This is a genomic window from Thermoanaerobacter sp. X514 (assembly GCF_000019065.1).
Taxonomy (GTDB): Bacteria; Bacillota; Thermoanaerobacteria; order Thermoanaerobacterales; family Thermoanaerobacteraceae; genus Thermoanaerobacter; species Thermoanaerobacter pseudethanolicus.
In genome coordinates this window covers 995,348-1,019,107 of sequence record NC_010320.1, presented here as the reverse complement: position 1 = coordinate 1,019,107, position 23,760 = coordinate 995,348, and the positions used below count along the sequence as shown (strand labels likewise).

General features: G+C 34.1%; 13 protein-coding genes and 1 riboswitch. All 13 genes read right to left on the bottom strand.

What is annotated here, in order from left to right:
• Nucleotides 1-9: 9 nt before the first annotated feature.
• Nucleotides 10-1,188 carry a substrate-binding domain-containing protein gene (locus TETH514_RS05045; RefSeq protein ID WP_004400613.1) on the bottom strand — a complete coding sequence of 393 codons (1,179 nt, stop codon included), beginning with the start codon at nucleotides 1,186-1,188 and terminating at the stop codon, nucleotides 10-12.
• Between the two features lie 25 nt (nucleotides 1,189-1,213).
• Entirely contained in the window at nucleotides 1,214-2,035 is an 822-nt protein-coding gene (locus TETH514_RS05040) for a sugar phosphate isomerase/epimerase (protein ID WP_004400615.1), read from the bottom strand.
• Between the two features lie 58 nt (nucleotides 2,036-2,093).
• The gene (locus TETH514_RS05035; protein WP_009052796.1) at nucleotides 2,094-3,113 is read right to left on the bottom strand and encodes a LacI family DNA-binding transcriptional regulator; all 1,020 of its coding nucleotides are present in this window, start codon (nucleotides 3,111-3,113) and stop codon (nucleotides 2,094-2,096) included.
• A 727-nt stretch (nucleotides 3,114-3,840) separates the two neighbouring features.
• On the bottom strand, nucleotides 3,841-4,743 hold the full coding sequence (locus TETH514_RS05030) for a DUF4340 domain-containing protein (protein ID WP_009052797.1): 903 nt from the start codon (nucleotides 4,741-4,743) through the stop codon (nucleotides 3,841-3,843).
• Nucleotides 4,740-6,128 carry a GldG family protein gene (locus TETH514_RS05025; RefSeq protein WP_009052798.1) on the bottom strand — a complete coding sequence of 463 codons (1,389 nt, stop codon included), beginning with the start codon at nucleotides 6,126-6,128 and terminating at the stop codon, nucleotides 4,740-4,742. The genes TETH514_RS05030 and TETH514_RS05025 overlap by 4 nt, the downstream gene beginning before the upstream one ends.
• A gap of 11 nt (nucleotides 6,129-6,139) precedes the next feature.
• Complete coding sequence (locus tag TETH514_RS05020; RefSeq protein ID WP_003870609.1) at nucleotides 6,140-6,847, bottom strand: ABC transporter permease; 708 nt, start codon at nucleotides 6,845-6,847, stop codon at nucleotides 6,140-6,142.
• Entirely contained in the window at nucleotides 6,813-7,790 is a 978-nt protein-coding gene (locus TETH514_RS05015) for an ABC transporter ATP-binding protein (RefSeq protein WP_003867490.1), read from the bottom strand. Before TETH514_RS05015 ends, TETH514_RS05020 begins: the two co-directional genes overlap by 35 nt.
• A 440-nt stretch (nucleotides 7,791-8,230) precedes the next feature.
• Nucleotides 8,231-16,894, bottom strand: coding sequence for a GH36-type glycosyl hydrolase domain-containing protein (locus TETH514_RS05010; RefSeq protein WP_009052799.1), 8,664 nt, complete (start codon nucleotides 16,892-16,894; stop codon nucleotides 8,231-8,233).
• Nucleotides 16,895-17,002: 108 nt separating this feature from the next.
• On the bottom strand, nucleotides 17,003-18,385 hold the full coding sequence (locus TETH514_RS05005) for an RsmF rRNA methyltransferase first C-terminal domain-containing protein (protein WP_012268650.1): 1,383 nt from the start codon (nucleotides 18,383-18,385) through the stop codon (nucleotides 17,003-17,005).
• Nucleotides 18,386-18,429: 44 nt separating this feature from the next.
• On the bottom strand, nucleotides 18,430-19,566 hold the full coding sequence (locus TETH514_RS05000; RefSeq protein WP_003867486.1) for a Gfo/Idh/MocA family protein: 1,137 nt from the start codon (nucleotides 19,564-19,566) through the stop codon (nucleotides 18,430-18,432).
• Nucleotides 19,567-19,663: 97 nt separating this feature from the next.
• Entirely contained in the window at nucleotides 19,664-20,764 is a 1,101-nt protein-coding gene (locus TETH514_RS04995) for a homoserine O-acetyltransferase (protein WP_009052800.1), read from the bottom strand.
• A 20-nt stretch (nucleotides 20,765-20,784) separates the two neighbouring features.
• A complete protein-coding gene (locus TETH514_RS04990) occupies nucleotides 20,785-22,068 on the bottom strand; it encodes a homocysteine synthase (RefSeq protein ID WP_009052801.1) in 1,284 nt (427 codons plus the stop codon).
• A 39-nt stretch (nucleotides 22,069-22,107) separates the two neighbouring features.
• Nucleotides 22,108-23,400 (bottom strand): homoserine dehydrogenase, encoded by a 1,293-nt coding sequence (locus TETH514_RS04985; protein ID WP_009052802.1) that lies wholly within the window; start codon nucleotides 23,398-23,400, stop codon nucleotides 22,108-22,110.
• 67 nt (nucleotides 23,401-23,467) lie between these two features.
• Nucleotides 23,468-23,579, bottom strand: a riboswitch (SAM riboswitch).
• Nucleotides 23,580-23,760 lie beyond the last annotated feature (181 nt).

The window sequence follows — 23,760 nt, the reverse complement described above, 5'->3', positions numbered from 1 at the left end:
AAATACATCTTATTTCCCTTTAACTGCATTTACCAAAAAATCTGGCGGATCTTTATGATAGACCTGTTTATAAGCTTCAAGAATGTTATCTCTAGTGACTGCTAATGCAGGAACAGCTACATAAGGAGGAGCTTCCTTTCCTAAAAGCGCATAAGCTGCCAGTGTGGCTTCAGCCACACCTTGATCATATGGTCTTTGAGCTCCGAGTCCTTTAACAAGTCCTCCTTCTGCAATAATCTTAGCAACATTATTTCCTAAATCGATGGTAGTAATCACAAGATCATTCCTTCCTGCTGCTTTTGCAGATGCTACTACTTGCTCTGCAGGAACATCCCAAACTGCAAAAATACCATTAAGATCTGGATGTTTTGTCAACATGGCGTCCGCTACAGAACCTACAGCATTAGGATCAGTAAAACCGCCACGAGCTACAATTTTGATATCAGGATATTTTTCTTTAATAGTTTTTTCAAAAGCTTCCACTCTCTGATTTGTAACAAAGAAATTAGCGTCATAATAGATTACTCCAATTTTCCCTTTATATCCTAAATTTTTTGCCATGATGTCTGCAGCTATAACACCATTTCCATAATTATCTGCAGAAACAACGCTTACATAATCTTTGCCCTGTTGTAAACCATCTGGTACATTATCCATAAATACTAACTTTACCCCTTGTTGAGCAGCTTTTTTGTATGCTGGAGCAGTAGAAACAGGATCAACTGGAATACTTACTATTATATTTGGTTTTAATGCCAACACATTTTCAATATCTGACACTTGCTTTTCCGCTTTAAAATTAGCATCAGTTACAGCTACTACTTTAATTCCTAATTTAGCAAAGGTATCTTTCAAACCTTCAACTTGAGCAGTAGACCAGTCATTACCTGCATAATGCAGTACTATAGCAGCAGTATAATGCCCTTCTTTAATTTTTGCAATTTCTTCATCTGTAAGTTTTAAAGTTGTAGCTAAAGTTGCTTTTTCTCCGTGCGGACCAGTACTCAATACTTGGTCTTGAGAAGAAACAGCCATGTCCTGTGTTTGTGAAGTTTCACTTTGTGACGTTGTAGATGAATTTGATGTTTGAGAGTTATTAGGTGTGCTTTGTGAACTTTTTCCACATCCTACTAAAGCTATACTAAGAATGAAAATTATGCTTAAAAGCACCACCATTATTTTTTTCATATTCCTTTCCCCCTTTTTTTATTTTTTATTTATTTTCATTAAATACCTGAGACAGGTATTTATATGACTCAATCGCCGCTTCTTCTGGGTCCCCATTATAACCGTCAGCTTCAACAGTGAAATCTACTTCATGTCCACAATTTAGTAACGTGTTTAATATAGGTTTAAAATCTATATGGCCTTTACCTAAAGGATAAAAGCCGCCCTCATGATAATCTTTCAAATGTATATACTTTATCCTATCCTTATATTTTTCTACAACTTTTACAGCATTACCACCCCCTGCCTCTATATGACCTGTATCAGGACACAAGTTTATTTTTGTAAGTTCCATAAGTTTGTCAAGTTGATCAGGAGCCTGAACAATAGTTCCTAAATGAGGATGATAACTTGCAATAAGATTATATTTACTCGATAAATCTACTAGTCTATTTAACCCGTCAGCAAGTTTTTTATAATCGTCATTCGTAATACCATTGGCACGAATTGCGCCTCCACCAACCACAAAATGTTTTGCTCCAAACTCAACAGCCAATTTCATAGCTTTTTCAAGCTTATAAAATTCGTCCTCAAGTATTTCATCAAATATAAAATTGGCTCCAGAATACACAGCTAAAAGTTTCAAATTAAAGCTTTTCAAGAGATCGTTAAACTTTTTCTTATCATTTTCATATTGAGCTAGGTTTCCATCAAAAATTTCAATCATTTCATATCCGACTTTTGAAATTGACTTAACTGCTTCTTCTGTAGGTCCAGTAGATAGATAAAAAAGATCTTTTACAGAAGTGACACCCGCAGGATGTCCTACTACACTCCCCCATGCATTGGTCATATAACCTACCTTCATATCAAATCTCCTTTCTAATTATTCGAAATATTTGTTGCATTTTCTCCAAACTTTTTACTCAGTATCCTTTACTTTTCACACAATTTTTTTCATAGGGCATACAACTTTCTCTCACAATCAATTGGTGTTCTAACACTATGTTTCTCTTTTCCACCTCCTCCCCTTTAATCAATTTGATGAGCATATCCATTGCAGTAGTCCCAATTTCATACATTGGCTGAGCTATAGTAGTTAATTCAGGCTTTATAATAGAAGCCAATTTAATATTATCAAATCCTACCACTGAAACCTCTTCCGGTACTTTAATATTATTATCTATGCAATATCTTATAAAGCCTGCAGCCATATCATCCGATGCAGTAAATACAGCAGTTGCTTCGTTTTCTAAGATTTGCTTTGCATGTTTATAACCACTTTCGTAATAAAAGTCTCCTTCAAAAATAAGTTTTTCATCAATTTCTATTCCATATCTTTCAAGAGCCGCCTTATATCCTCTTAATCTATCTCTGGATAATACAATACCTTCAGGACCATTTATATACGCAATCTTTTTATGCCCTAGTTTTATTAAATATTCAGAAGCTTCATAAGCAGCTTTAAAATTGTTGATAGAAACAGTAGGAATGTCTAAATTGTCTATATATTCACAAGCCACAACTACTGGACAAGTTTTAGTTAATTCCAAAATGTTAGTATAATTAACTCTTGCTGTTAAAAAGATAATTCCATCTGCTCCTCTTCTTTCTGTAAACCTTATATATTCAAGTTCTTTCTCCACATCATTATTGGTATTGCATAAAAGCACATTGTATCCGTTTGCATTTGCAACATCTTGCATACCCAAAAGTATTTTTGAGAAAAAAGTGTTAGTAATATCGGGAATCACAACAATAATCGTGTCAGTCTTATTTTGTCTAAAATTTTTAGCTATAGTGTTCGGTTTGTAATTTAGCTTTTTAATTGCATCCAAAACTTTTTGTTTTGTTTCGCTATTCACACCTCCTTGTTCATTTAAAACTCTTGAAACTGTAGCTGTAGAAACCCCAGCCAACTTTGCAACATCCCTTATTGTAGCCATTTGCTCACACTCCTTGTAATCTATTACGTATGATTCAAAGACTTATTTTAATATGATTTACCGATTGTATATGTAATCGGTAACTATTTGTATAATATAAATATTCGACGTAAATTTGTAAATTCCTTCTTGTTTTTGAATACTAAAACTTGTAATTTGTATATTGTTTGGGATTTCTACAGCTGTTTATTAAATTTAGTTAATGAAATCTGTTACATTAGTGTTAAATTGCGAATCTACATATTTATCGTCATTTAATGTAATCGGTAACTATCTTTATGTAATTATATATTCGACATTTTTTCAAAAATTCCTCCTTATTTTTAAAAAATTTTTTCTCTTTCTCCCAGCCACTATTTTTCTTAAAAATCACAACTTATCCTCCAAACTTATTTTTTATTTTTATTTTCGAAACCTGTTACATACACGATAAATGCGATATTTTCAGGATATTTTTAATAATTCATGTAATCGGTAACTATCTTTTTATATTATATATTCGACATCTTTTTTAAAATTCCTTCTTTTACAGAGAAAAAAATTTATAAAAATTTTTAAACTCCCCAAAAACCTTTTTATGCCTTAAACTCTTCTATAAAGCTCAACATATTCAAACTACTTACTGTTCGCAGTAAAAATTACATTAAATACTCCTCCAACGCACTTTGCATTTAAAAGCTTAGTATAAATTTAAGGCAGAAACTAACAGTTTCTGCCTTTCTATAATTCATTTAATAAGCTTATCAAAAGTATCTTGCAGATTTTTTATGTCTTTCAAAGTTACATATTGTCCTATGCAATGTCCATTAATAAGCACATATTTATTTTCTGCATCTCTTTTAGCAAAGCTTATTTTTTCTACTTTGCTCTTGCCATACACATCAAAAGCAAAAGGTGTTTCTCCCTGTGAAATATTTTTTCCTTCATCTAATCCACTAATTTGAAGTAATACTATTCCGTCTAAGAGATTGTCTACATCATCAGCTTTAATAGCTTTCCCATCAATTTGCCAGTTATCTTTTTCATCTTTTTGTATTTGATACTCTTTTCTATCTTGATAGAAAACTAATTTAGTTATTTCATTCTTTGGAATAGACACTACAAATTTTTCCATATATTTATATACGTAATCATCTGTCAGAAAGAAATTCTCTAAAGAAGAAGCATTGACTCTGTAAATTTTATCTCCATCAGTTTTTGCATAATAACCCTCTTGGTAATTTTCTTTTACAGGAGATTTATTACCTATAAAAAGTGAATAGCTTTTTCCATTTTTCAAAGATACTTTTATCGCATAAGAAGGTTTGTCAAGACCATAAGTGGATAAATCACCTTCTAACGTTCTATCAAAAGTGAGAGATGTCAAGCTGTCTAATAATTCATCAACATAAATGCTATCTGCTTTGTAGTCAATAGGTTCTTTTATAAACCATGTATCGCCTTCTTTTTTAAAATCAATTAAAGTTTTCCCTTCTTTTTCTATTTTTAAAGAATTTACATCGTTATTTTTGAAGGTAAAAATTTTGTTGTCTTCTTTAACAGGTTTATTGGTCTTACTTTCATAAAAATAGTAGCCAAAAAGAACAGCGAATATTACCAGCAAAACAATAGTGGTTTTAAAAATCTTCATAATGTCTTCCTCCTATACCACATGTATCCTCCAATTATCCACATCACCAGTGGAATAATTACAACTGTGGTATAAAAAAGCATAGCAGCTTGTTTGCCGGTTAGGAAAATCTGATTAAACTCAAGGGATTTGGGACGTATAGAAATCTGTGTTGTCTTATCCGCTAACCAGTTAGCACTGTTCATTAAAAAGTCTCTATTAGCTTCCAATGTAATTATTTTATCAGTAAACATCATGCTACTTCCAATAGCTACAATCTTCATTCCTGTCTTTGAATCGGATATAGCTAAGCCTAAGCTTAAAGGACCTTTGATATCACCTTTTTGAAAATTAGCATCTTTTGAGTTAAAATCGGTTTTACCCCAAGCTTTATCACTGGTTGAAAGCAATTGCTCTATAGTTATATTTTCTGTTGGTTTATCAGGATAAGAAATACTTCTTGACATTGGCATTACAACGTACAAGTTTGATAAATCCAATTTATTAGTTATAGTATGAAATTTGTACTGAGGAACTGGAGAAAGCGGGTCCATAAAATAATTCCTTCCTGGATCTACTACAACGTCATTGTCAAATTTTACACCCCAAGTAGACAAAAGCTCATTTACAGATTTTTGAGTCAAAGGCCCATATTCTGCCCCCATTGCAATGATTGCTTTTCCGCCTTTGTCAAAGTATTCTTTTAAAGCAGCCATTTCCTTGTCAGTAAAGTCTCTTCTTGGGTTAACAATAACTAATAAGTCTGTATTTTTTGGTATTCCTCCTGCCTGTCCTATATTTAAATCTTCTACATTATATCCTTCTCCTCTCAAAGCGTTTTTAAAAGTCACCAAATAGTCAATACTGTTTAATTCATCATGTCCTTGAAGAATATACGCATTTAATTTTTTAGGCTGTGTAACATCAATTATAGCCTGTGTAAACTGTTCTTCTCCATTAAAAGTAGCAGTATTAGGCTGACTACCCATGCCAAAAATATCATAAGAATTTACTATCTGTCTTTTTTCATTAGCACCACTTCCTGCAATAAAAAGCACTGTGTCATAATCCGTAATTCCATATCTTTGAGCAGTTGCCGGCTCCTTATCTGGGTCTACAAAATGGACAATTATTCTCTTTGAAACATTTCTGTATTGATCTAACAAACTTTTTACCATGTCTCTTGAAGTAGTACCCTCTTTGAAAAAGGCATAGACAGTTACATCTGTTTTTAGACTTTTCAAAACTTGTTTTGTTTGGTCAGAAAGGGTATATTGCTTGTTTTTAGTCAAATCCCACTTGACAGGCTTTTGCGTGACTATAACATTTGCCAATATTAAAATAGCCAGTAAAAGAGCTGTCATTATAAAAGCATTAGTCCCGTACTTTAGCCTTATATTATTCATCTTTTCTCCTCCTAACTCCAACGTCTTTTGTCTACAACACGAATTGTCAAGAAAATAAAGAATATAATTACACTTATGAAAAAGACTACATCACTTAAATTCACTAATCCATTTAGAAAATTATTTAGCCTGTCAAAGAAAGACAGATTCTGAAAAATAGTTTTTGCTTTTCCACTAAACACGTCTCCTAGCCAACTAATCAACCAAAGCACAAGAATTAAAGCAAATCCAATTACTCCAGCTATCATTTGATTTTCTGTAAGTGAAGAAGCAAAAAGCCCTATTGATATAAAAGTCACTCCTATTAGAAACACTCCAATATAACCTGCTATGATAGAACCCATATCTGGTGAAGAATACAATTTAAGATAAATGGGGTATAAAAAAGTTATTACAAGTGCTACTAAATACACAAACACTGTAGAAAAAAACTTGCCAATCACTATATCAGTAACTGTAACGGGTGACGTGAGTAAAAGTTGATCTGTTCCCGTCTTCATATCCTCTGAAATAAGTCTCATTGTCAAAATAGGACTTATAAACATAAAAACAGTGACCATACTACCTAAGATTGGAGTTAATATAGCATAATGAGTAGATAACACATAGGTTGTAAAAAAGTATCCAGATATCAAAAGATAAAATCCTAGCAGCACATAGGCAAGGGGGGAAAAGAAATAGCTTTTAAGCTCCCTCTTTAGTATTTCCCACATTTTCATCGTAACTTTCCTCCTCTGTTGTAAGTTCTAAAAATACTTCTTCAAGACTATAATTTAGCATTTTAAGTTCTAATATTGGAAAGCCTTTTTTGGCAAAAGCAAAAAACATATCTTTTCGAACATCTTTATCAGCAGAAGATTCCACTGTCAACTTTATCGTATTATCTGAATCAACTTCTGCTTCTACATTAGTTACTCCTTCAATCTCTTTTACACTGTTTACTACTTCTTCATAAGGCCCTTCCACTTTTATAAAATATCTCCTTGAATTTTGCAATGCAGTTGATAAATTCTCTGTCTTATCTATTGCAACAATTTTCCCTTTATTTATTATAATAACTCTGTCACATACCATACTAACTTCTGGCAATATATGAGTGCTTAAAATTATTGTATGCTTTTTCCCTAACTCTTTTATAATATCTCTTATTTCTTTAATTTGCTTAGGGTCAAGACCTACTGTCGGCTCATCTAATACCAAAACATCAGGGTCTCCTATGATTGCTTGTGCTAGTCCAACCCTTTGTTTATAACCTTTAGACAAGTTTTTTATAAGCCTTTTTCTCACATCAGTCAAACCAACTTCATGTATAATTCGTTCAACATCTTCTCTTCTCTTTTTTGGAGGAACACCTTTTATACCTCCTACAAAATGGAGATATGCCTCTACGGTCATATCTAAATACAAAGGAGGTACCTCTGGTAAATAACCAATATGTTTCTTTGCCTCTATCGGTTGTTCAACAATATCATATCCTGCAATTTTTATAGTACCGCTGGTAGGAGGCATATATCCTGTTATCATTTTCATAGTGGTAGTTTTACCAGCACCATTGGGCCCCAAAAAACCAACTATTTCTCCTTTATCGACAGAAAAGCTTATGTTATCTACTGCTTTACGAGTACCATAAACTTTTGTGACGTTTTTTAGCTCTATCATCATAGCAGTCTCAACCCTCCATTTTACATAGTGTGGAAATTATATCACAAAATTATTAAAAATTTGTGTACAAATTGTTAAGCATTAGTTAAGATTGTAACTTAAAGCAAAATGATAATAAGAAACTATGACAAAAGTCGTCATAGCTTTAGTTTGTTGACAAAGTCAAAAATTTTTTAAAGTAGATATTTTGCATCGTCGCTCCGGTGTTCCAAAGCGACAAAACTAAGCTTTACCTTCGGGTTCCGGCAGGGTCCCGGGCACAATCGACGTCCTGTCTCAGGTGCCCGCCTCCGCCATCCTTGGCTTCGGCCCTGCCTCCACCCTCGGTCTCGCTAAGTTTTGTTACCGCTTTGTAACAAGTCGCTCCTTATGCAAAATATCTACTTTACGAAAGTTTGTCTACAAATTGAAACTATGACAAAAGTCGTCATAGCTTCTTCTTATCCCATTATCACTAACACCTGATGACCATTTCCTTCTTTTGTTAAATCAATAGTCTTATCTGTGACAAGCTCTCCATCTATATATACTTCTTTTACACCTTTGTTAACACCTTCGGGATTTCTTACCTCTATTAGGTATTTCGTATTCTTATAGTTATATTCTATCACATATTTATCCCAATTTTTTGGTATACAAGGGTCTATTATAAGTTTTTCTCCGTATTTTTTCAAACCCAAGAGGTTCTCAATTGCTATTCTGTACATCCAACCTGCTGCGCCAGTATACCACGTCCAACCTCCTCTTCCTACATGAGGTTCTACCGCATACACATCTGCAGCCATGACATAGGGCTCTACTTTGTACTTCATACACTCAATAGGGGTCCTGGTGTGATTTATAGGATTTACCATATTGTAAAGTTGCCATGCTCTATCTCCTTCTCCTAGCTCTGCAAAGGCGAGTATTACCCATGCTGCCGCATGAGTGTATTGACCCCCATTTTCTCTAACTCCTGGAACATATCCTTTTATATACCCCGGATTTAAATCCCCGTTGTCAAAGGGAGGGGTTAAAAGCTTTATTATCCCTTCTTCCTCATTGACCAAATAATTTACAACAGCCTTCATTGCCTCTTTTACTCTTACTTCTTTTCCCGCTTTAGATATAACAGACCAAGATTGAGATATGGAATCAATTTTACATTCTGAATTGTCTACAGATCCTAAAGGTGTCCCATCGTCAAAGTAAGCCCTTCTGTACCAACTTCCGTCCCATGCATTTTCTTCTATAGCTTTTATTAATTTATTAGCTATTTCTTGATACTTTTTTGCATGTTCTTCATCCTTTTTAGTTTGACATATGGGCGAAAACTTCTGAAGAATAGTGTACAAAAACCAGCCAAGCCATACACTTTCCCCTTTTCCTTTGTTTCCTACCTTATTCATTCCGTCATTCCAGTCGCCAGCCCCCATCAAAGGCAAACCATGTTCTCCAAATTTTAATGAATAGTCTATAGCCCTTATGCAATGCTCATATACTGTACCTTTTGTTTCAGATATACGAGGTGTTGAATATCTTTCTTCCTCTTCTTCTTTTAAACGCAAATCTTCTAAGTAATTTACTTCTATGTCCAGTATAGGCCAATCTCCTGTCTTTTCTATATAGTCAGCTGTGACGTAAGGAAGCCACAACAAGTCATCGGCAAATTTTGTCCTTATACCTTTATTTAATACAGGATGCCACCAATGTTGCACATCTCCTTCAACAAACTGATGCTGGCAAGCGTTGACTATTTGATTTTTTGTAAATTCTGGCTCTAGATATACCATATTCATAGCATCCTGCAATTGGTCTCTAAAGCCATAAGCTCCTCCTGATTGATAAAAAGCTGACCTTGCCCACAATCTACATGCAATTGTTTGATAAGGCAGCCATCCGTTTACAAGCAAATCCATCGACCTGTCAGGAGTTTTAACCTGTATTCTTCCTAAAAGGTATTGCCAAAATTCTTTCACTCTTTGCAATTCATTTTTACAATTTTCAACATTTGTATATTTTGAAATCAACCTCGCTACTTCTTCTTCGTTTTTTCCATGCCCTAACAAGATTGCAAATTGTTTTTCCTCATAAGCTTTTACTTCTACATGAAATTGTATTGCAGCACAGGGGTCTAATGATATTCCTGTAGAATTTGATAGAGTCTCATATTCCAATGCTTGGGGTGAAGTTAAACTTGAAGCAACTCCTATAAACTCTGACCTGTCGCATGTAAATGAATTTATCTTTTCCGAAGCTGACAAAAATGCTAATCTGTTAGTAAAATCTTCATTGTACACATTCTTAATCATTAATGCTCCTATTTTTTCATCGTATTTTGTAAATAGATACGGTGAAGTAATCTCATCAGTTACTCCTAAAACTGGCCTTATGTAATAAGATACTGTAAGTTTCCTGTTTTCATTCCCTAAATTTTTGATGGTAACTAAATTTATCTTTATAGAATCTTCCTTTGCTACAAACATCTTTAAGTGTTGGCTTAAACCACAGCATATTGTTTCAAATGAAGTATACCCAAAACCATGTTTTATATAATGAACTTTTGCTTTACCAGCAGGTAAAGGAGTAATTGACCATCTGTCCCCTGTTTCCTCATCTGTTAAATAAATTACCTCTCCATGGGGGTCTAAAACAGGGTCATTGTACCATGGAGTCAATTTGTATTCCCGGCTGTTTTCTGCCCAAGTATACCCTGCTCCTGTTTCTGACACCTGAAAGCCAAAAGAAGGGTTGGAAATCACATTTATCCAAGGAGCAGGAGTACTTTTGCCTTCCCACTTTATGATATACTCTTTGCCATCATAGCTAAATCCTCCAAAACCATTGTAATAATCTAATGGTAATTCCTCTAATTTGATTTCTTCAAAATTTTGTACTTTTTTGACCCAATTTTTAAGTTTTGGAGCGTTTTTTGTCTCTTTAATCATTATCTGGTCGTAAATAGATTCATTTCCTCCTTCAAACTTAAGGGCAACAACAGTATTTAAAAGATATACATCTTCCTCTTTTAAATTATTTTGCTGTAACAAATATACGCCTCCATATTTGCCAAAAATGTCATAAGAAAAGGTAGTATTAATTAATTCTTTTATCTTATCATGTAAGGGCTGTAGATAACCGCTTTTATCTTTGTTTAATATCACAAGGTCAATATTTATCCCTTTCATTTTCCAATATTCATAAGCTTTTAAAAACCACTTTACCATTTCTATTTCTTCCATCTTTTCTATCTCTACTAACACAATTGGCAAATCTCCTGAAATCCCATATGCCCACAGACCAGATTGACCTTTTACATTTTTCAAAATCATCTCTTCTCTATACCTGCGTTGAGGACTCACAAATAAAATGTGAGCCAACATTCTTTGCAAAAGGCCTAATTCTCTGGGTTTTAAATTAAGATAATCTAATTCTACCCTACTTCTTGTCCACGACATTTCAAAATCTCTTTCTACTACATTTTCCTCTTTGTATTTTGCAGCAATTTTTATGGCTTCTTCTTTAGTTTCAGTTATTGCAGAAATATATACTACTTTTGCTACTTCCCCTGGCATTACTTTTACTCTTTTTCTTAAACTTACAATAGGATCAAGAACTGCTCCTTCTGTATTGGAAAGGGGCTGATCAGCTTCTAAAGCAATTGGATTTTTTAGACTTCTTCCTCTTCCTATAAATTTTGCTCTATCAGTTTCAAACTGAGTATCTCCCACAATTTCTCCACTTAAAACTGCTACCTTGTGCACAGCCCATAGTTTATTTTTTCCTTGTTCCCTTGGCTTTCTGCAGACTAAAATTGCATCTTCTTCCTTTAAAAATTCTGTTTTTACAAAAAGTTTATTAAAAGCAGGATGTGCCACATCTGTTGGCAAATCTATTAAGCTTATTTCTCCAAAACTTGTAACTTCTAATATTCTCGGATGTTTACTATGATTTTTTAAAGTAAGTCGCCTTATCTCCACATCATCTTCTGGCGAAATAACTATTTCTAGGTGGGTATCTATATTTCCAACTCTTTTAAAGTACTCTGCTTTATCGGCAGAAAAAACAACCCTGTAATTTTGACCTTTTTCGTAAAAGGGAGCGTAAGTGACTGACCATACAGTATTAGAGTTTATATTTTGAACAAATATGAAGGTACCAAAATCTTGCGCCAAGTCTTTCCTCCACCTTGTCAAGAAAATACCTCTGCTATTTTTACTGTATCCCGTTCCCTTTTCTGTAAGCATTACGAAATATCTTCCGCTTGACAAAATATGAACCTCTGGCAGCCAAGTTTTTGATTCTCCCAAAATCCTTACAAAGTCCCCATCTTCTTTGCGAACTTTTTGAATTTTTCTTGCTTCTTCTCTTTCTTCTCTCGTTATATCTAAATACATTGGCATTTTTTCTTGCAACAATATTTGAGCAGCTTTTATCCTTGGGTCTTTGTGAAATCTTTTTTGCATTACATTGTTATTTATAAAATTGTCCAAAGCTACAAATACCATACCTTGGTGATGGGCCATAAAGCTTTTGACTATCGCACTTTTCTTGCCAAAAGGAAATCTTTCTGGTGTATAATCTATCGCTTCATAAAAACCGTATTTCCCTTCAACTCCTTCTTTTTTAAGGAACCTTATGTTTTGTAGTACCCCTTCTACATCTACTCCAATAGCCAGCAAAGACCCATAAGGAGCTACTACTTTGTCGTGGGATAATCCCCTTTTAAGACCTAGACTTGGGACTCCAAAAGCTTTGTACTGATAATTCAAATTTATGTCAAAAGCGTAAAATCCGGACTCCGATATACCCCATGGAATTCCTAATTCTTTAGCATAATTTTTTTGCACTCTTACAGCAAAGGCATAAGTTTCATCCAATAAAGTATTTTGGTAATTTTTCATTATTAAAAGGGGCATAAAGTACTCAAACATCGTTCCAGACCAAGATACCAAGCCTTTATAACGATTTTCAATGGCAAGCATCCGGCCCAATTTAAACCAATGTTTTTTATCAATTTCTCTTTTTGCAATAGCAATAAAACTTGCTTGCCTTGCTTCCGAAGCCAACAAGTCATAATAAGACTTTGTAAGTTTTTCCTCCTCAACATTGTATCCTATTGAGAATAACTGTCTTTTTTCATCATACAAATGTCTGAACTCTGTTTTTTCTACCAAATTTTCAATTATACTCTTTATATTTTCAATCTCTGCCTCCAAGTTTTTGATTTTCTCCAAAGCCCGGGCAACTTTATCTTTTTGACTTTTTAACAAAGCTTTCTCCTCTTCTGTAGCTTTTTCAAAAACTTCTTCTATTTCTAATAAATAGTTTTTATAGACTTTTTCCAATTCTTTTGGAGATGAATGTTCTTCAAAAACCTCCTTATATCTTTTAAAAATTTCTTGCTCTTTCTGTCTTTCATCAAATTCTGTCCATGCTAAAAATTCTTTCATCTCCCTTTTTAAAGCCCCAATTATATTCTTTAACCTTTCAATATTTCCTACCTCATCTTCTGTACTTGAAAGTTTCTCACTAATTTTACTTAAGAATACCTCCCAATCAGATGGCATTAAAGTTTTTTTATTTAAAATGTTTCTAAAAATATCTTCAGTAATTCCTTCTATATTCAACATTTTGATAGTATCTTTTAAGCCTTTTGCCAATTCAATATCTATAAGAGGTTTATTTAAAAATTCACCTATTGCTTCCTTTACTGTAATCAAATAACCTACTAAATTTCCGCTATCGACAGTAGACACATAATAGGGCCTTAAAGGCTCTAAAGTCCTCGTATTGTACCAATTGTACAAATGGCCGTTCCATTTTTCCATTTTTCCAATTGTAGTGAGGGTTTTTTTGATTCTTTCTACCATCTCAGTTGTGGTTATATAGCCTAAATCTCTTGCTCCAACTACTGAAACCAAGTAAAGTCCTATGTTTGTAGGTGACGTTCTCTCCGCAATCCCATTAGGCGGGTCTTCTTGAAAATTATCTGGTGGTAGATAATTCTGGCTTTCTGTCACAAAGTCTTCAAAAAATCTCCAGGTTTTTCTCGCAATTAGTCGCAATTCCTCCATTTCCTCTTGTGACACAGTTTTTTCTTTTGAAATTATTGGCTGGCTTATATAAAAAGCAATGTAGGGAGAAATTGCCCAAAGGAAAAAAAGCACTATTGCCCCAATTAAATCTTGGGGTTTAAAATACATAACTAATGCAACTAATGCTAATCCCTCTACTAAAACTATCCACATTCTTTTAAAAAAACTTGCAAAGTCATTTCTAAGTCGCTTCTCCATGTCAGCAGCCGTAACCCATTCTAATAAATTCTTTCGAGTTATATACAGTCTCGTCAGTGTTCTAACTATTGCATCTGCCATCATATAAGCTTGATAGGGTAAAAACGCAAAATTAAGTAATGATTGATAAAAAGCGGCTTCTATGCTTGTTATCACGGCTTTATGTCTTTTTTCCCAATAGTGTCTGAACTGGCCTTTAAAAATAGTGTCAACTAAAGCAGGTAGAATTGGGAAGAATACAGTTAAAATCGCAACCCCTAACCATAAAAAACTGCTTCCCGGCAAAAGGCTAAATCCTAAAAATAGCATTAACATCAAGGCAACTGAAACAACACTTCTTCTTAGGTTGTCTATAATTTTCCATTTAGTTATTAAAGAAAGGGGGTTTTTTACCATTTCTCCTTTTCTATTTTTTATTTTAGATTTCAAATAAGGCAATAACTGCCAATCCCCTCTTACCCATCTGTGCAGTCTCATGATATAGGAATTGTATTTAGCAGGATAGCCATCAATCAATTCTATATCACTGACAAGACCGGTTCGCACAAAGGACCCTTCTAAAAGGTCATGACTTAAAATAGAATTATCCGGTATAGTATCTCTTAAAAGTTCTCTAAATACATCTACATCGTATATTCCTTTACCTGTATATATGCCTTCTCCGAACAAATCCTGATAAACATCTGATACTGCTGTAGTATATGGATCTATACCGCCTTCTCCAGCATAGATTTTAGAAAACAGTGTAGCATTTGCGCTTTCTATATCAATGCCTATTCTAGGTTGCAATAGTCCATATCCCTCTACTACTACACCATAATCTCTGTCAATCACTGCTTTGTTTAAGGGATGCAACATAGTACCTACTAATTTTTTAGCAGTATCAATAGGCAAATTTGTATCTGCATCCAAAGTTATTACATATTTTATATTTAGTTTGGCAACATCTCCACTAACTACATAAAAACTCGTATCTTCCTTCCCTCTTAAAAGTTCATTAAATTCGACAAGAGCTCCTCTTTTTCTTTCCCAGCCCATCCAGCTTTTTTGCATTTGATTGTATTTTCTTTTTCTGTGGAAATAGTAAAATATCTTTTCGCCGTTTTTAGAATATTTCTCGTTTAACTTTTCAATTTGTTCCAAAGCACACTTTACAATCTTCTCATCCTCCGACATAACCTCAAAAGGAGCGTCTTTAAAATCCCCTAATAAGCCAAAATACAAATTCTTTTCTCTGTTGGCGTGATAATACACCTCAAGATTTTCAATCAGCTCTTTTGTCCTTTTTTCATCTGGCAAAAGAGAAGAAATAACTACCATTGTCTTAGCATCTTCAGGAATACCTTCTTTTAACTCAATTTTTGGCAATACTACTGGCTTAAAAATATGCACTAAAATCCAATTTACTAATTGAACTGACATTTCACTAAAAGGTATTAGAAGAATTACACCAGAGATAAATAATAGCCCCCATTTATTAGAAAAATTTGCTATATATTTTAATGCAAAAAACTCCTCCACCAATAGGAAGATTAAAATTAAACCTACATACAAAGTCTCTGGAGATTTTTTGGCAATTTTTCTCCAGCTTATTGTCCTTTTTGATTTGTTACTCAGCTTATTTTCAAGAATACTTCTTCCTTTGCCTACAAGGTAAAATCCTACATGGTTTATATATCCTAGTTTTCCCTCTTGTTCTGTCACTTCTTTTGCACATTCAATTGCCTTTTTAGCAACATAAGTTTCTGAAGTATTATAATATTTAGCTATTTTTTCTATTTCATGTCTGTAATAATCTCTTGATTCAAAATCCATCTTAGGATATGTACCGTCCGGGTCTTGCCTCAAAACTTGCTCTACGGAACTCAAACTTTCAAAAATTTGTGCCCAATCGAGAGAGGAAACAGTTTTTAAACTGGTAATAGCATTGCCTATAGAAATTTGCCTTTTTGCCTGTATTTGATGAGCCTTTTCTGCTACATCGTTAATGCTAGTATCATACTCCATTAAAATTTTTTCTATAGACTGTATGACATTAACAGAATTACTCCCTTCTTTTCTAAGTCTACTTACCAAATGTTCAATAAATTGTAGAGGGAATCTGTCTGCAACATTGATATTGTTCCTTATAAGCTTTTTCACTTCTTCATATTTCATTTCTTTTTCCAAAAGCAATGTGAGTATCTTTTCTGCTTTTTCCCTTTGGTGGCGAGTTTCTACAATTTTCTCGCAAATCTTTTTTATTTTCTCCACCAAAGCAATACGTATCATAAGGCTTAAAGCCCACAGCTCAGAGCTGGAAAGCAAAGCCTTTGTCTGATAAGCCTTTATAAAATTAATTATGGCTTTTTCATCAATTTTCCCATCAGTGTGAAGAACTAGCTCAAAGGCTATAGCATATATTCTTGGGTAACCTTTGAATAAACCATTTTTAAGCCCTGGAAGCCCCGAATAATAACTTTTTGACAAACTTTTCCTTATTTCCTTAACTTGCTCTTCGATTATATAAAAGTTATCTAACAACCACTCCTCTTCTTGAGAAATATAGACATCCTCTTCTTTTAAAATGCTGTTCAAATTTCTGTAAACATTCTTTATGTAGTTGTAGTTTTTATTCATCCGCGGAATTAGCAAATAGGATAATTTAGTTCTCTTCATTATGTTGTGATTCTGCGCTATTTCTGCTGCATGCTTTTCCATTTCTTCCGAATTTAAAATGATATCGTCAAAATCCCTAATCGAATCTTCTCTACTTAATCTCTGATTTTTTGAAATATGTACTATTGAAGTTGCTATTAAAAGCAAAACTAAAGCTACTATGTACCACACGGTCTGTCAACTCCTTCTCCACTGCAATTTCAGCTAAAAATATTATTCCCCCAAAATTGAGATTTTAAAGCATAAAAATAAAAGCTCGCATACGCGAGCATTACACAACTATTCTTCCCAAACTTTTATATCTCTAAGCCACTTAGGATAATAATTTTTAACTACCCCTTTTGCAATTCTGCCCCATCCCGCAGGAAACCCTTCTATAGTAAAAAAAATCCATCCGTCTTCTAAGTCCAATTCAAAAGTTTCACCTTTTAAATATTTTTCCCTTTGTTCTCTTTCAAGTTCCAAAAGTCTTTTAGCTTGGAAAGTTTTAATTCCCATTGCCAACCAGTGAGAAGGCTCAAACCTGTTTTTCTTAAGCTCTCCTAACTGCCAACCGTATCTGTATACCTTTATATTACTCAAATCCGGTAAACCCTCTGGTACATGGTAAACAAAATCATTATGCACTTCAATATTTAGATTATCTAAGTCTAAATTAAGATATTTATCAGCAAAATCGTAAAATAGTTGTAATTCTTTTTGCTTTTTTCTGCCTTTTGTTTTTTTAAATCTAGAGTCTGGCTCTTCTTCCTCTTTTTTTCTCAGTTTCGCAATAAAATGTCCTTCTCCTCTCACCTTATGTGGCCATAATCTCATGCATTTTTTTAAATCTTCAGGACCTTCAACCCATTCGGGATGCCCTCTGTCAAAGAATTTGCTCATTTCACTTTCTTCAACTTCAAACTCCGGATATTCTTCTAAAAAATTTTTTATAACCCCTTCGTTTTCTTCTGGCGAAAAAGTGCAAGTAGAATAGACTAAAATACCTCCTGGCTTTAATAAGGATACTACATTTCTAAGTATATTTTTCTGTGTAATAGAACAACTCATGACATTATTTAAAGACCAAATTTTCCTTGCTGTAGGGTCTTTTCTAAACATTCCCTCTCCTGAGCAAGGAGCATCTACCAAAATTTTATCAAAATATCCTTCAAATGCGGTAGCCAACTTTTCAGGAGTTTCATTTGTTATGACAATATTTCTTATTCCCATTCTCTCTACATTTTCCACCAGTGCTTTTATTCTTTTTTTATCTATTTCATTAGCAACAATTATTCCTTCATCGCCAATTTTCGTAGCTATGTGGGTGGTTTTACCTCCCGGCGCTGCACTTACATCGAGAATCTTTTCCCCCGGCCTAGGGTCTAATACCTCCACAACTGCCATCGCTGTCGGTTCTTGAATATAGTAAAGGCCTAAAATATGGTACAAATGGTTGCCCGCCTTTTCTTCTTTATCATAATAAAACCCAGTTGGGCACCAAGGAATTGGGGTTATCTCAAAAGGAACAATTTTTTTAAACTCTTCTACACCGATTTTTAATGTATTCACTCTTAAGGCTTTTTGAGGCTTTTTGTCGTATTCCTTTAAAAAATCTTCATACTCTTCTTTAAGTAATTGCTCCATTCTCTTCAAAAACTCTTTTTTTACTGTAATTTTCATCTTATTACTACCCCTATCTTATTGATTGAATAATATATTGACAACTAATCTTTTAGATTACTAATAACTTTCCCATTATTTTCAGCTGATAATAATATTTTATCCAAAATAACCTGGTCTTTGTAGGCTTCCTCAAAAGTGGGTGTCTCACTAAATTCAATTTTACCCTCTACAATATTTGTAAAAAAATTTATAAGGCTTGCCATGTGTAAATCTACCATCCATCCAAGAGAATATTTTTCTGGAGGATATATTGACTCCACATACTCGCTAAATTTGCTTTTTGTATCGTAATCGCCAATTATTTGGACATTCTCTTGCTTTTTATATAATACAGCATAACGAGGATGTTTTGTAGATATTTTTATTGAGCCCTTTGTACCGTATATTTCAAATCGAGTCTCCTCCTCAAGGTCGGCAGATATCCTTGAAGCTTCGATGCTTCCCCATCCTCCATTTTTCATTTCCACTTCTACATTTGTCCAGTCATCTACATCCACTTCTTCATAAATTTCAGAGCCTTTGGATACAGGCCTTTTTTTAAAATATGTCTTAGAATTTGCTCTTAAAGACTTTATTTCTCCCATCATAAATCTTACTGCATCCACAAGGTGTATCCCCATGTCAACTATTGCTCCACCGCCAGAAGTGGCTTTTTTCATTTTCCAGGACATAGGCCTTTTAGGGTCCATATATCCTGAATGAAGCATTAAAGCTTTAAAATTTAAAATTTCACCTATTTCTCCATTTTTTATCATATCTCTTGCCTGGTTTACAGCAGGCATAAACCTATACATTAAAGCTGTTTGATGTATTATCCTTTTTTCTTTTGCCTTTTCCATTATTTCATAGGCTTCTTTGCCGTTAACTCCTATTGGCTTCTCAAGATATAATGGAATGCCTTTTTCTATCACTTTCATCGCCTGTTCATAATGAAGGTAATTAGGGGTACATATGTCGACAGCATCAAGGTCGCCCTCTTCCAACATTTCTTCAATACTTTTTACACCTTTTTCAAAAAAATGTGGTATATCTTCTATGTTATTCTTGTACACAGGTCCAAGTTTCACTTCAAAAGGAAGGTTTTTAAATATCAAAGGCATTGAAAAACAAGCTATAGAATGGATTGTCCCAATAAAGCCAAGCCCTACAAAACCAAGTTTTATTTCTTTTTTTGACATCAAAATCACCTCTTTTTAAAATTCCGATATATTAATTATAACATTAATAAAGCATAAAAAAGAACAACCCCTTTTAAAAGGGACTGTTCTTTTACAATTATACACAAACCATTTCTTTATTGTATGTTTCTTCTATAAAATCCGAAATAATAGGTCCAATCTTATCTATATCCACCAAAAAAGAGTCATGACCTTGCATTGAAGATATTTCTTCAAATTTGCCACACCCTCCTGAAGCATTAAGTTTTTTAATGAAATCCCTCATGTACTTAGAAGGAAAAATCATATCTGTATCTATCCCTATCATGAGTATTTCCGCTTTAATCCTTTTAAGTGCCATCTTCAAAGAACCATAAGGCTTCGTAATGTCATGTTCATTCATAGCCCATAAAATATATAAATATGAATTTGCATCAAACCTGTTTATAAAAGACAAACCATGATAGTTGAGGTAATTTTCCACTTCAAAATTGTTTTCATCTCTTAACCTATCAAATCTATAGTCAAATAAATCGCCACTTTTGTAGGTTATCATTCCCAGCATTCTGGCAGTACTCAATCCTTTATCAGGTTTATGGGGCTTATCATAGTAATCACCGCCGTAAAAATGTGGGTCATTTAGTATGCATTGTATTCCTACATGATTATACGCAATATTAAGAGGAGTAAGCTTATAATCAGCAGCTATGACAATAGATTTATCCACTAAATCCGGGTATGTCACTGCCCACTCTAAAGCCTGCATTCCTCCCATAGACCCTCCAATAGCGACTTTTATCCGGTCTATGCCAAGATAATCTAGAAGAAGTTTCTGCACTCTCACCATGTCTCTTATATTAATTTTTGGAAACCTTAAACCGTAAGGTTTTCCTGTTTTAGGGTCTATAGAAGAAGGGCCTGTCGTTCCATAACAACTGCCAAGAAAGTTAGAGCATATGACAAAATACTTATCTGTATCAATATACTTGCCCGGACCAATTAAAGGGTCCCACCAGCCCACGTTATTTTTCCCAGGATGCATACCTGCTGCATGGGCACTGCCACTTAAAGCGTGTTCCACAAGTATCACGTTATTTTTTTCTTTATTTAATTTTCCATAAGTTTCATAAACAATAGTAAGTTCATCAAAGCTATATCCACTTTCTGTAGTGAATATATTTTTCCCTTTTAGTGTAACCTTTTTTTCCTCAACTATCATCTACATCAACCTTTCCTTATCTATTCTTGCGATGCATAAAGGGCATTATCAAGGTCTTCTAATATATCTTCTATGTCTTCCAGCCCTACAGAAAGTCTTATCATATCCTCCGTAACACCAGAAGCTAACTGTTCTTCTTTTGATAACTGCTGATGGGTCGTGCTGGCTGGATGTATAACCAAAGACTTTGCATCCCCTATATTAGCAAGATGAGTAAATAATTTTAAACTCTCTATAAACTTAATGCCTGCTTTTAATCCGCCTTTTATGCCAAAAGTCAAAACTCCTCCTTGCCCTCTTGGCAAATACTTTTGTGCCAAAGCATAATAGGGACTTGATTTAAGTCCTGGATAATTCACCCACGAAACGTAGGGATGAGAAGCTAAAAACTCTGCAACTTTTAAAGCATTTTGACTGTGCCTTTCCATCCTAAGAGATAGAGTCTCTAATCCTTGTGCGAATAAAAATGCATTAAATGGACTCAAAGCAGTACCCAAATCCCTTAAAAGCTGCACCCTCGCTTTTACAATATAAGCTGCTTCGCCTACATCTTTTACATACCTTATACCATGATAACTTGGATCTGGTTCTGTAAGTTCTGGAAACTTTCCATTGTCCCAATTAAATTTTCCAGAATCTACTATAACTCCACCTATAGAAGTCCCATGTCCACCTATAAATTTAGTCGCCGAATGTACCACTATATCAGCCCCAAACTCGATAGGCCGTGCAAGGTAAGGAGTTGCAAAAGTATTATCTACAATGAGAGGAATTCCTGCAGTGTGGGCAATTTCTGCTATTTTTTCAATGTCAGCCACGTCAATCTTTGGATTGCCAATAGTCTCAACGTACAAAGCTCTTGTGTTATCTGTTATTTGACTTTTAAAGTTTTCAGGATTGCTGGGGTCCACAAACTTAAAATTTATACCAAACTTTTTCAAAGTAGTCGCAAAAAGATTATAAGTCCCTCCATAAAGATTGGTAGAAGATACAATCTCGTCTCCTACTCCTGCGATATTAGTAACTGCCAGCGTTATAGCTGCTTGACCTGAAGATACAGCAAGGGCACCTACCCCACCTTCTAATGCAGCTATTCTTTTTTCAAAAACATCAACAGTAGGGTTCATCATTCGAGTATATATATACCCTTCTTCTTTTAAGGCAAAGAGGTCTGCAGCATGTTGTGTACTTTTAAAAGCAAAGGAAGAAGTTTGATATATAGGAAGTGCTACAGCTCCCGTAGTTGGGTCAGGCTCCCACCCTTCATGAATTGCCAAAGTTGAAAAACCATATTTTTTAGACATAATCTTTATCCCCTTTCATCAAATATAAATATTTGATTTCTAAATTACTCCTACCAAATCTTCAAATTCTTTTAACTGTAACTCATCTATATCCTCTTGTAACACTTTAAAAATTGCTTTTAGTTCTCCAATTTTTTTGTCATTTAGCTTTTCTACAAATACATCAATATTTGTCTTTAATTTAATTACAGCAGCAAATGTGTCATTTTCGTAAGAGGACTCTAAGATTAAAGCTTCTTCTCTTTTAAAGAAATTCAAAATCTTTTGTAGATTTAAAATATCTCCTTTATGCATTTTGAGTCTTATATAAAACGTATCTGTAAAGCTTCCTTGACGAACTGGAAGAAGCTTTGCTGCATCATTATCTTTGATATTATAATTTAACAGTATATCAATTAAATCCGCGACAACTGCATCTCCAGTAGGAAGCTCTCCTGCCCCTTTGCCCACAAATACATATTCGCCAAAACTATCTCCTTTAAGAATAACAGCATTATTTACGTCGTTTACCCTCGACAAAATATTGCTTTCCTCAACCAAAACGGGTTCTACTCCTGCAAAAACACCATTTTCTATCTTTTTTCCCCATGCAAACAATTTTAATTTATACCCCCATTCAGTGATATAATCTAAATCTTCTCTTGCAATCCCATCAATCCCACTTCTCCTTATAGAATTTACCGGCACATTTACATTAAATACTTTGCGCATTAGAATAATCAGTTTATACAGTGAATCAAAACCTTTTACATCATAATCGGGATTTGCTTCTGCATAACCTAATTGCTGAGCTTCTTTAAGTGCTTCTTCATAACTTTTTCCTTTAGTAGACATTTGCGTAAGAATGTAGTTAGTAGTGCCGTTTACTATACCTCCTACAAAATCTATTTCATCTGTGATTTTTAATCTATCAATTTGATGAAGTATAGGTATTGCTCCTCCAACACTTGCTTCGCATTTTAAAAACACTCCATTTTTTTTTGCTGTTTCATTTAAATCTTCCCCATGTTTAGCCATCAATTCTTTATTTGCAGTGATTACATGCTTCCCTGAAGACAAGGCTTCCTTCACATATTCGTAAGCTGGAGAAATACCTCCTATTGCTTCAATAACTATTTTTATCTCTTTATCTTTCAAAATTTCTTCAGCATTTTGGGTAAGTAGTCCTTCTACCTTCACTTTCCTTGGCTTATTGAGATTTTTCACGAGTATCTTCTTTATCTCAGGATAAAACCCTGTACTCTCCCACATATGACCTCCTCTTGAAGTTATCAATTTATATACTCCTGTTCCTACTGTTCCAAGTCCTAATAATCCGATTTTTATTTTCATGTCACACCTCCAAATAAATTTTTAGGCCCTCTTCTCAATGAGAAGAGGGCCTAATAATCCGCCACTCCTCTCATCTCTCAGGTTAGAATAATCTAACCTGCAGGATTTGGCACCAGACGCATATAAATGCCGGTTGCCGGGTTTCATCGGGCCAGTCCCTCCACCACTCTTGATAAGAGGTTTGTGTGTAATATATTCAATTTTGCATGTTGTAATCTATGTTATCACTTTGAAACTGTAAAGTCAAGAACTTTTTTTGTACTCTTTCTTAAATTTTTTCTAAATTTTAATATACGCCGATTTTTTTTAGTGGTATAATAATATTGTATAATATTTATACTCTATCGATTATAAAAATTT

Bases quoted from the DNA above. Each gene is read 5' to 3' on its own strand.
- TETH514_RS05045 (WP_004400613.1), bottom strand. From the start codon at position 1,188: ATGAAAAAAATAATGGTGGTGCTTTTAAGCATAATTTTCATTCTTAGT.
- TETH514_RS05000 (WP_003867486.1), bottom strand. From the start codon at position 19,566: ATGTCAAAAAAAGAAATAAAACTTGGTTTTGTAGGGCTTGGCTTTATT.
- TETH514_RS04995 (WP_009052800.1), bottom strand. From the start codon at position 20,764: ATGATAGTTGAGGAAAAAAAGGTTACACTAAAAGGGAAAAATATATTC.
- TETH514_RS05005 (WP_012268650.1), bottom strand. From the start codon at position 18,385: ATGAAAATTACAGTAAAAAAAGAGTTTTTGAAGAGAATGGAGCAATTA.
- TETH514_RS05035 (WP_009052796.1), bottom strand. From the start codon at position 3,113: ATGGCTACAATAAGGGATGTTGCAAAGTTGGCTGGGGTTTCTACAGCT.
- TETH514_RS04985 (WP_009052802.1), bottom strand. From the start codon at position 23,400: ATGAAAATAAAAATCGGATTATTAGGACTTGGAACAGTAGGAACAGGA.
- TETH514_RS05020 (WP_003870609.1), bottom strand. From the start codon at position 6,847: ATGAAAATGTGGGAAATACTAAAGAGGGAGCTTAAAAGCTATTTCTTT.
- TETH514_RS05030 (WP_009052797.1), bottom strand. From the start codon at position 4,743: ATGAAGATTTTTAAAACCACTATTGTTTTGCTGGTAATATTCGCTGTT.
- TETH514_RS05040 (WP_004400615.1), bottom strand. From the start codon at position 2,035: ATGAAGGTAGGTTATATGACCAATGCATGGGGGAGTGTAGTAGGACAT.
- TETH514_RS05015 (WP_003867490.1), bottom strand. From the start codon at position 7,790: ATGATGATAGAGCTAAAAAACGTCACAAAAGTTTATGGTACTCGTAAA.
- TETH514_RS04990 (WP_009052801.1), bottom strand. From the start codon at position 22,068: ATGTCTAAAAAATATGGTTTTTCAACTTTGGCAATTCATGAAGGGTGG.
- TETH514_RS05025 (WP_009052798.1), bottom strand. From the start codon at position 6,128: ATGAATAATATAAGGCTAAAGTACGGGACTAATGCTTTTATAATGACA.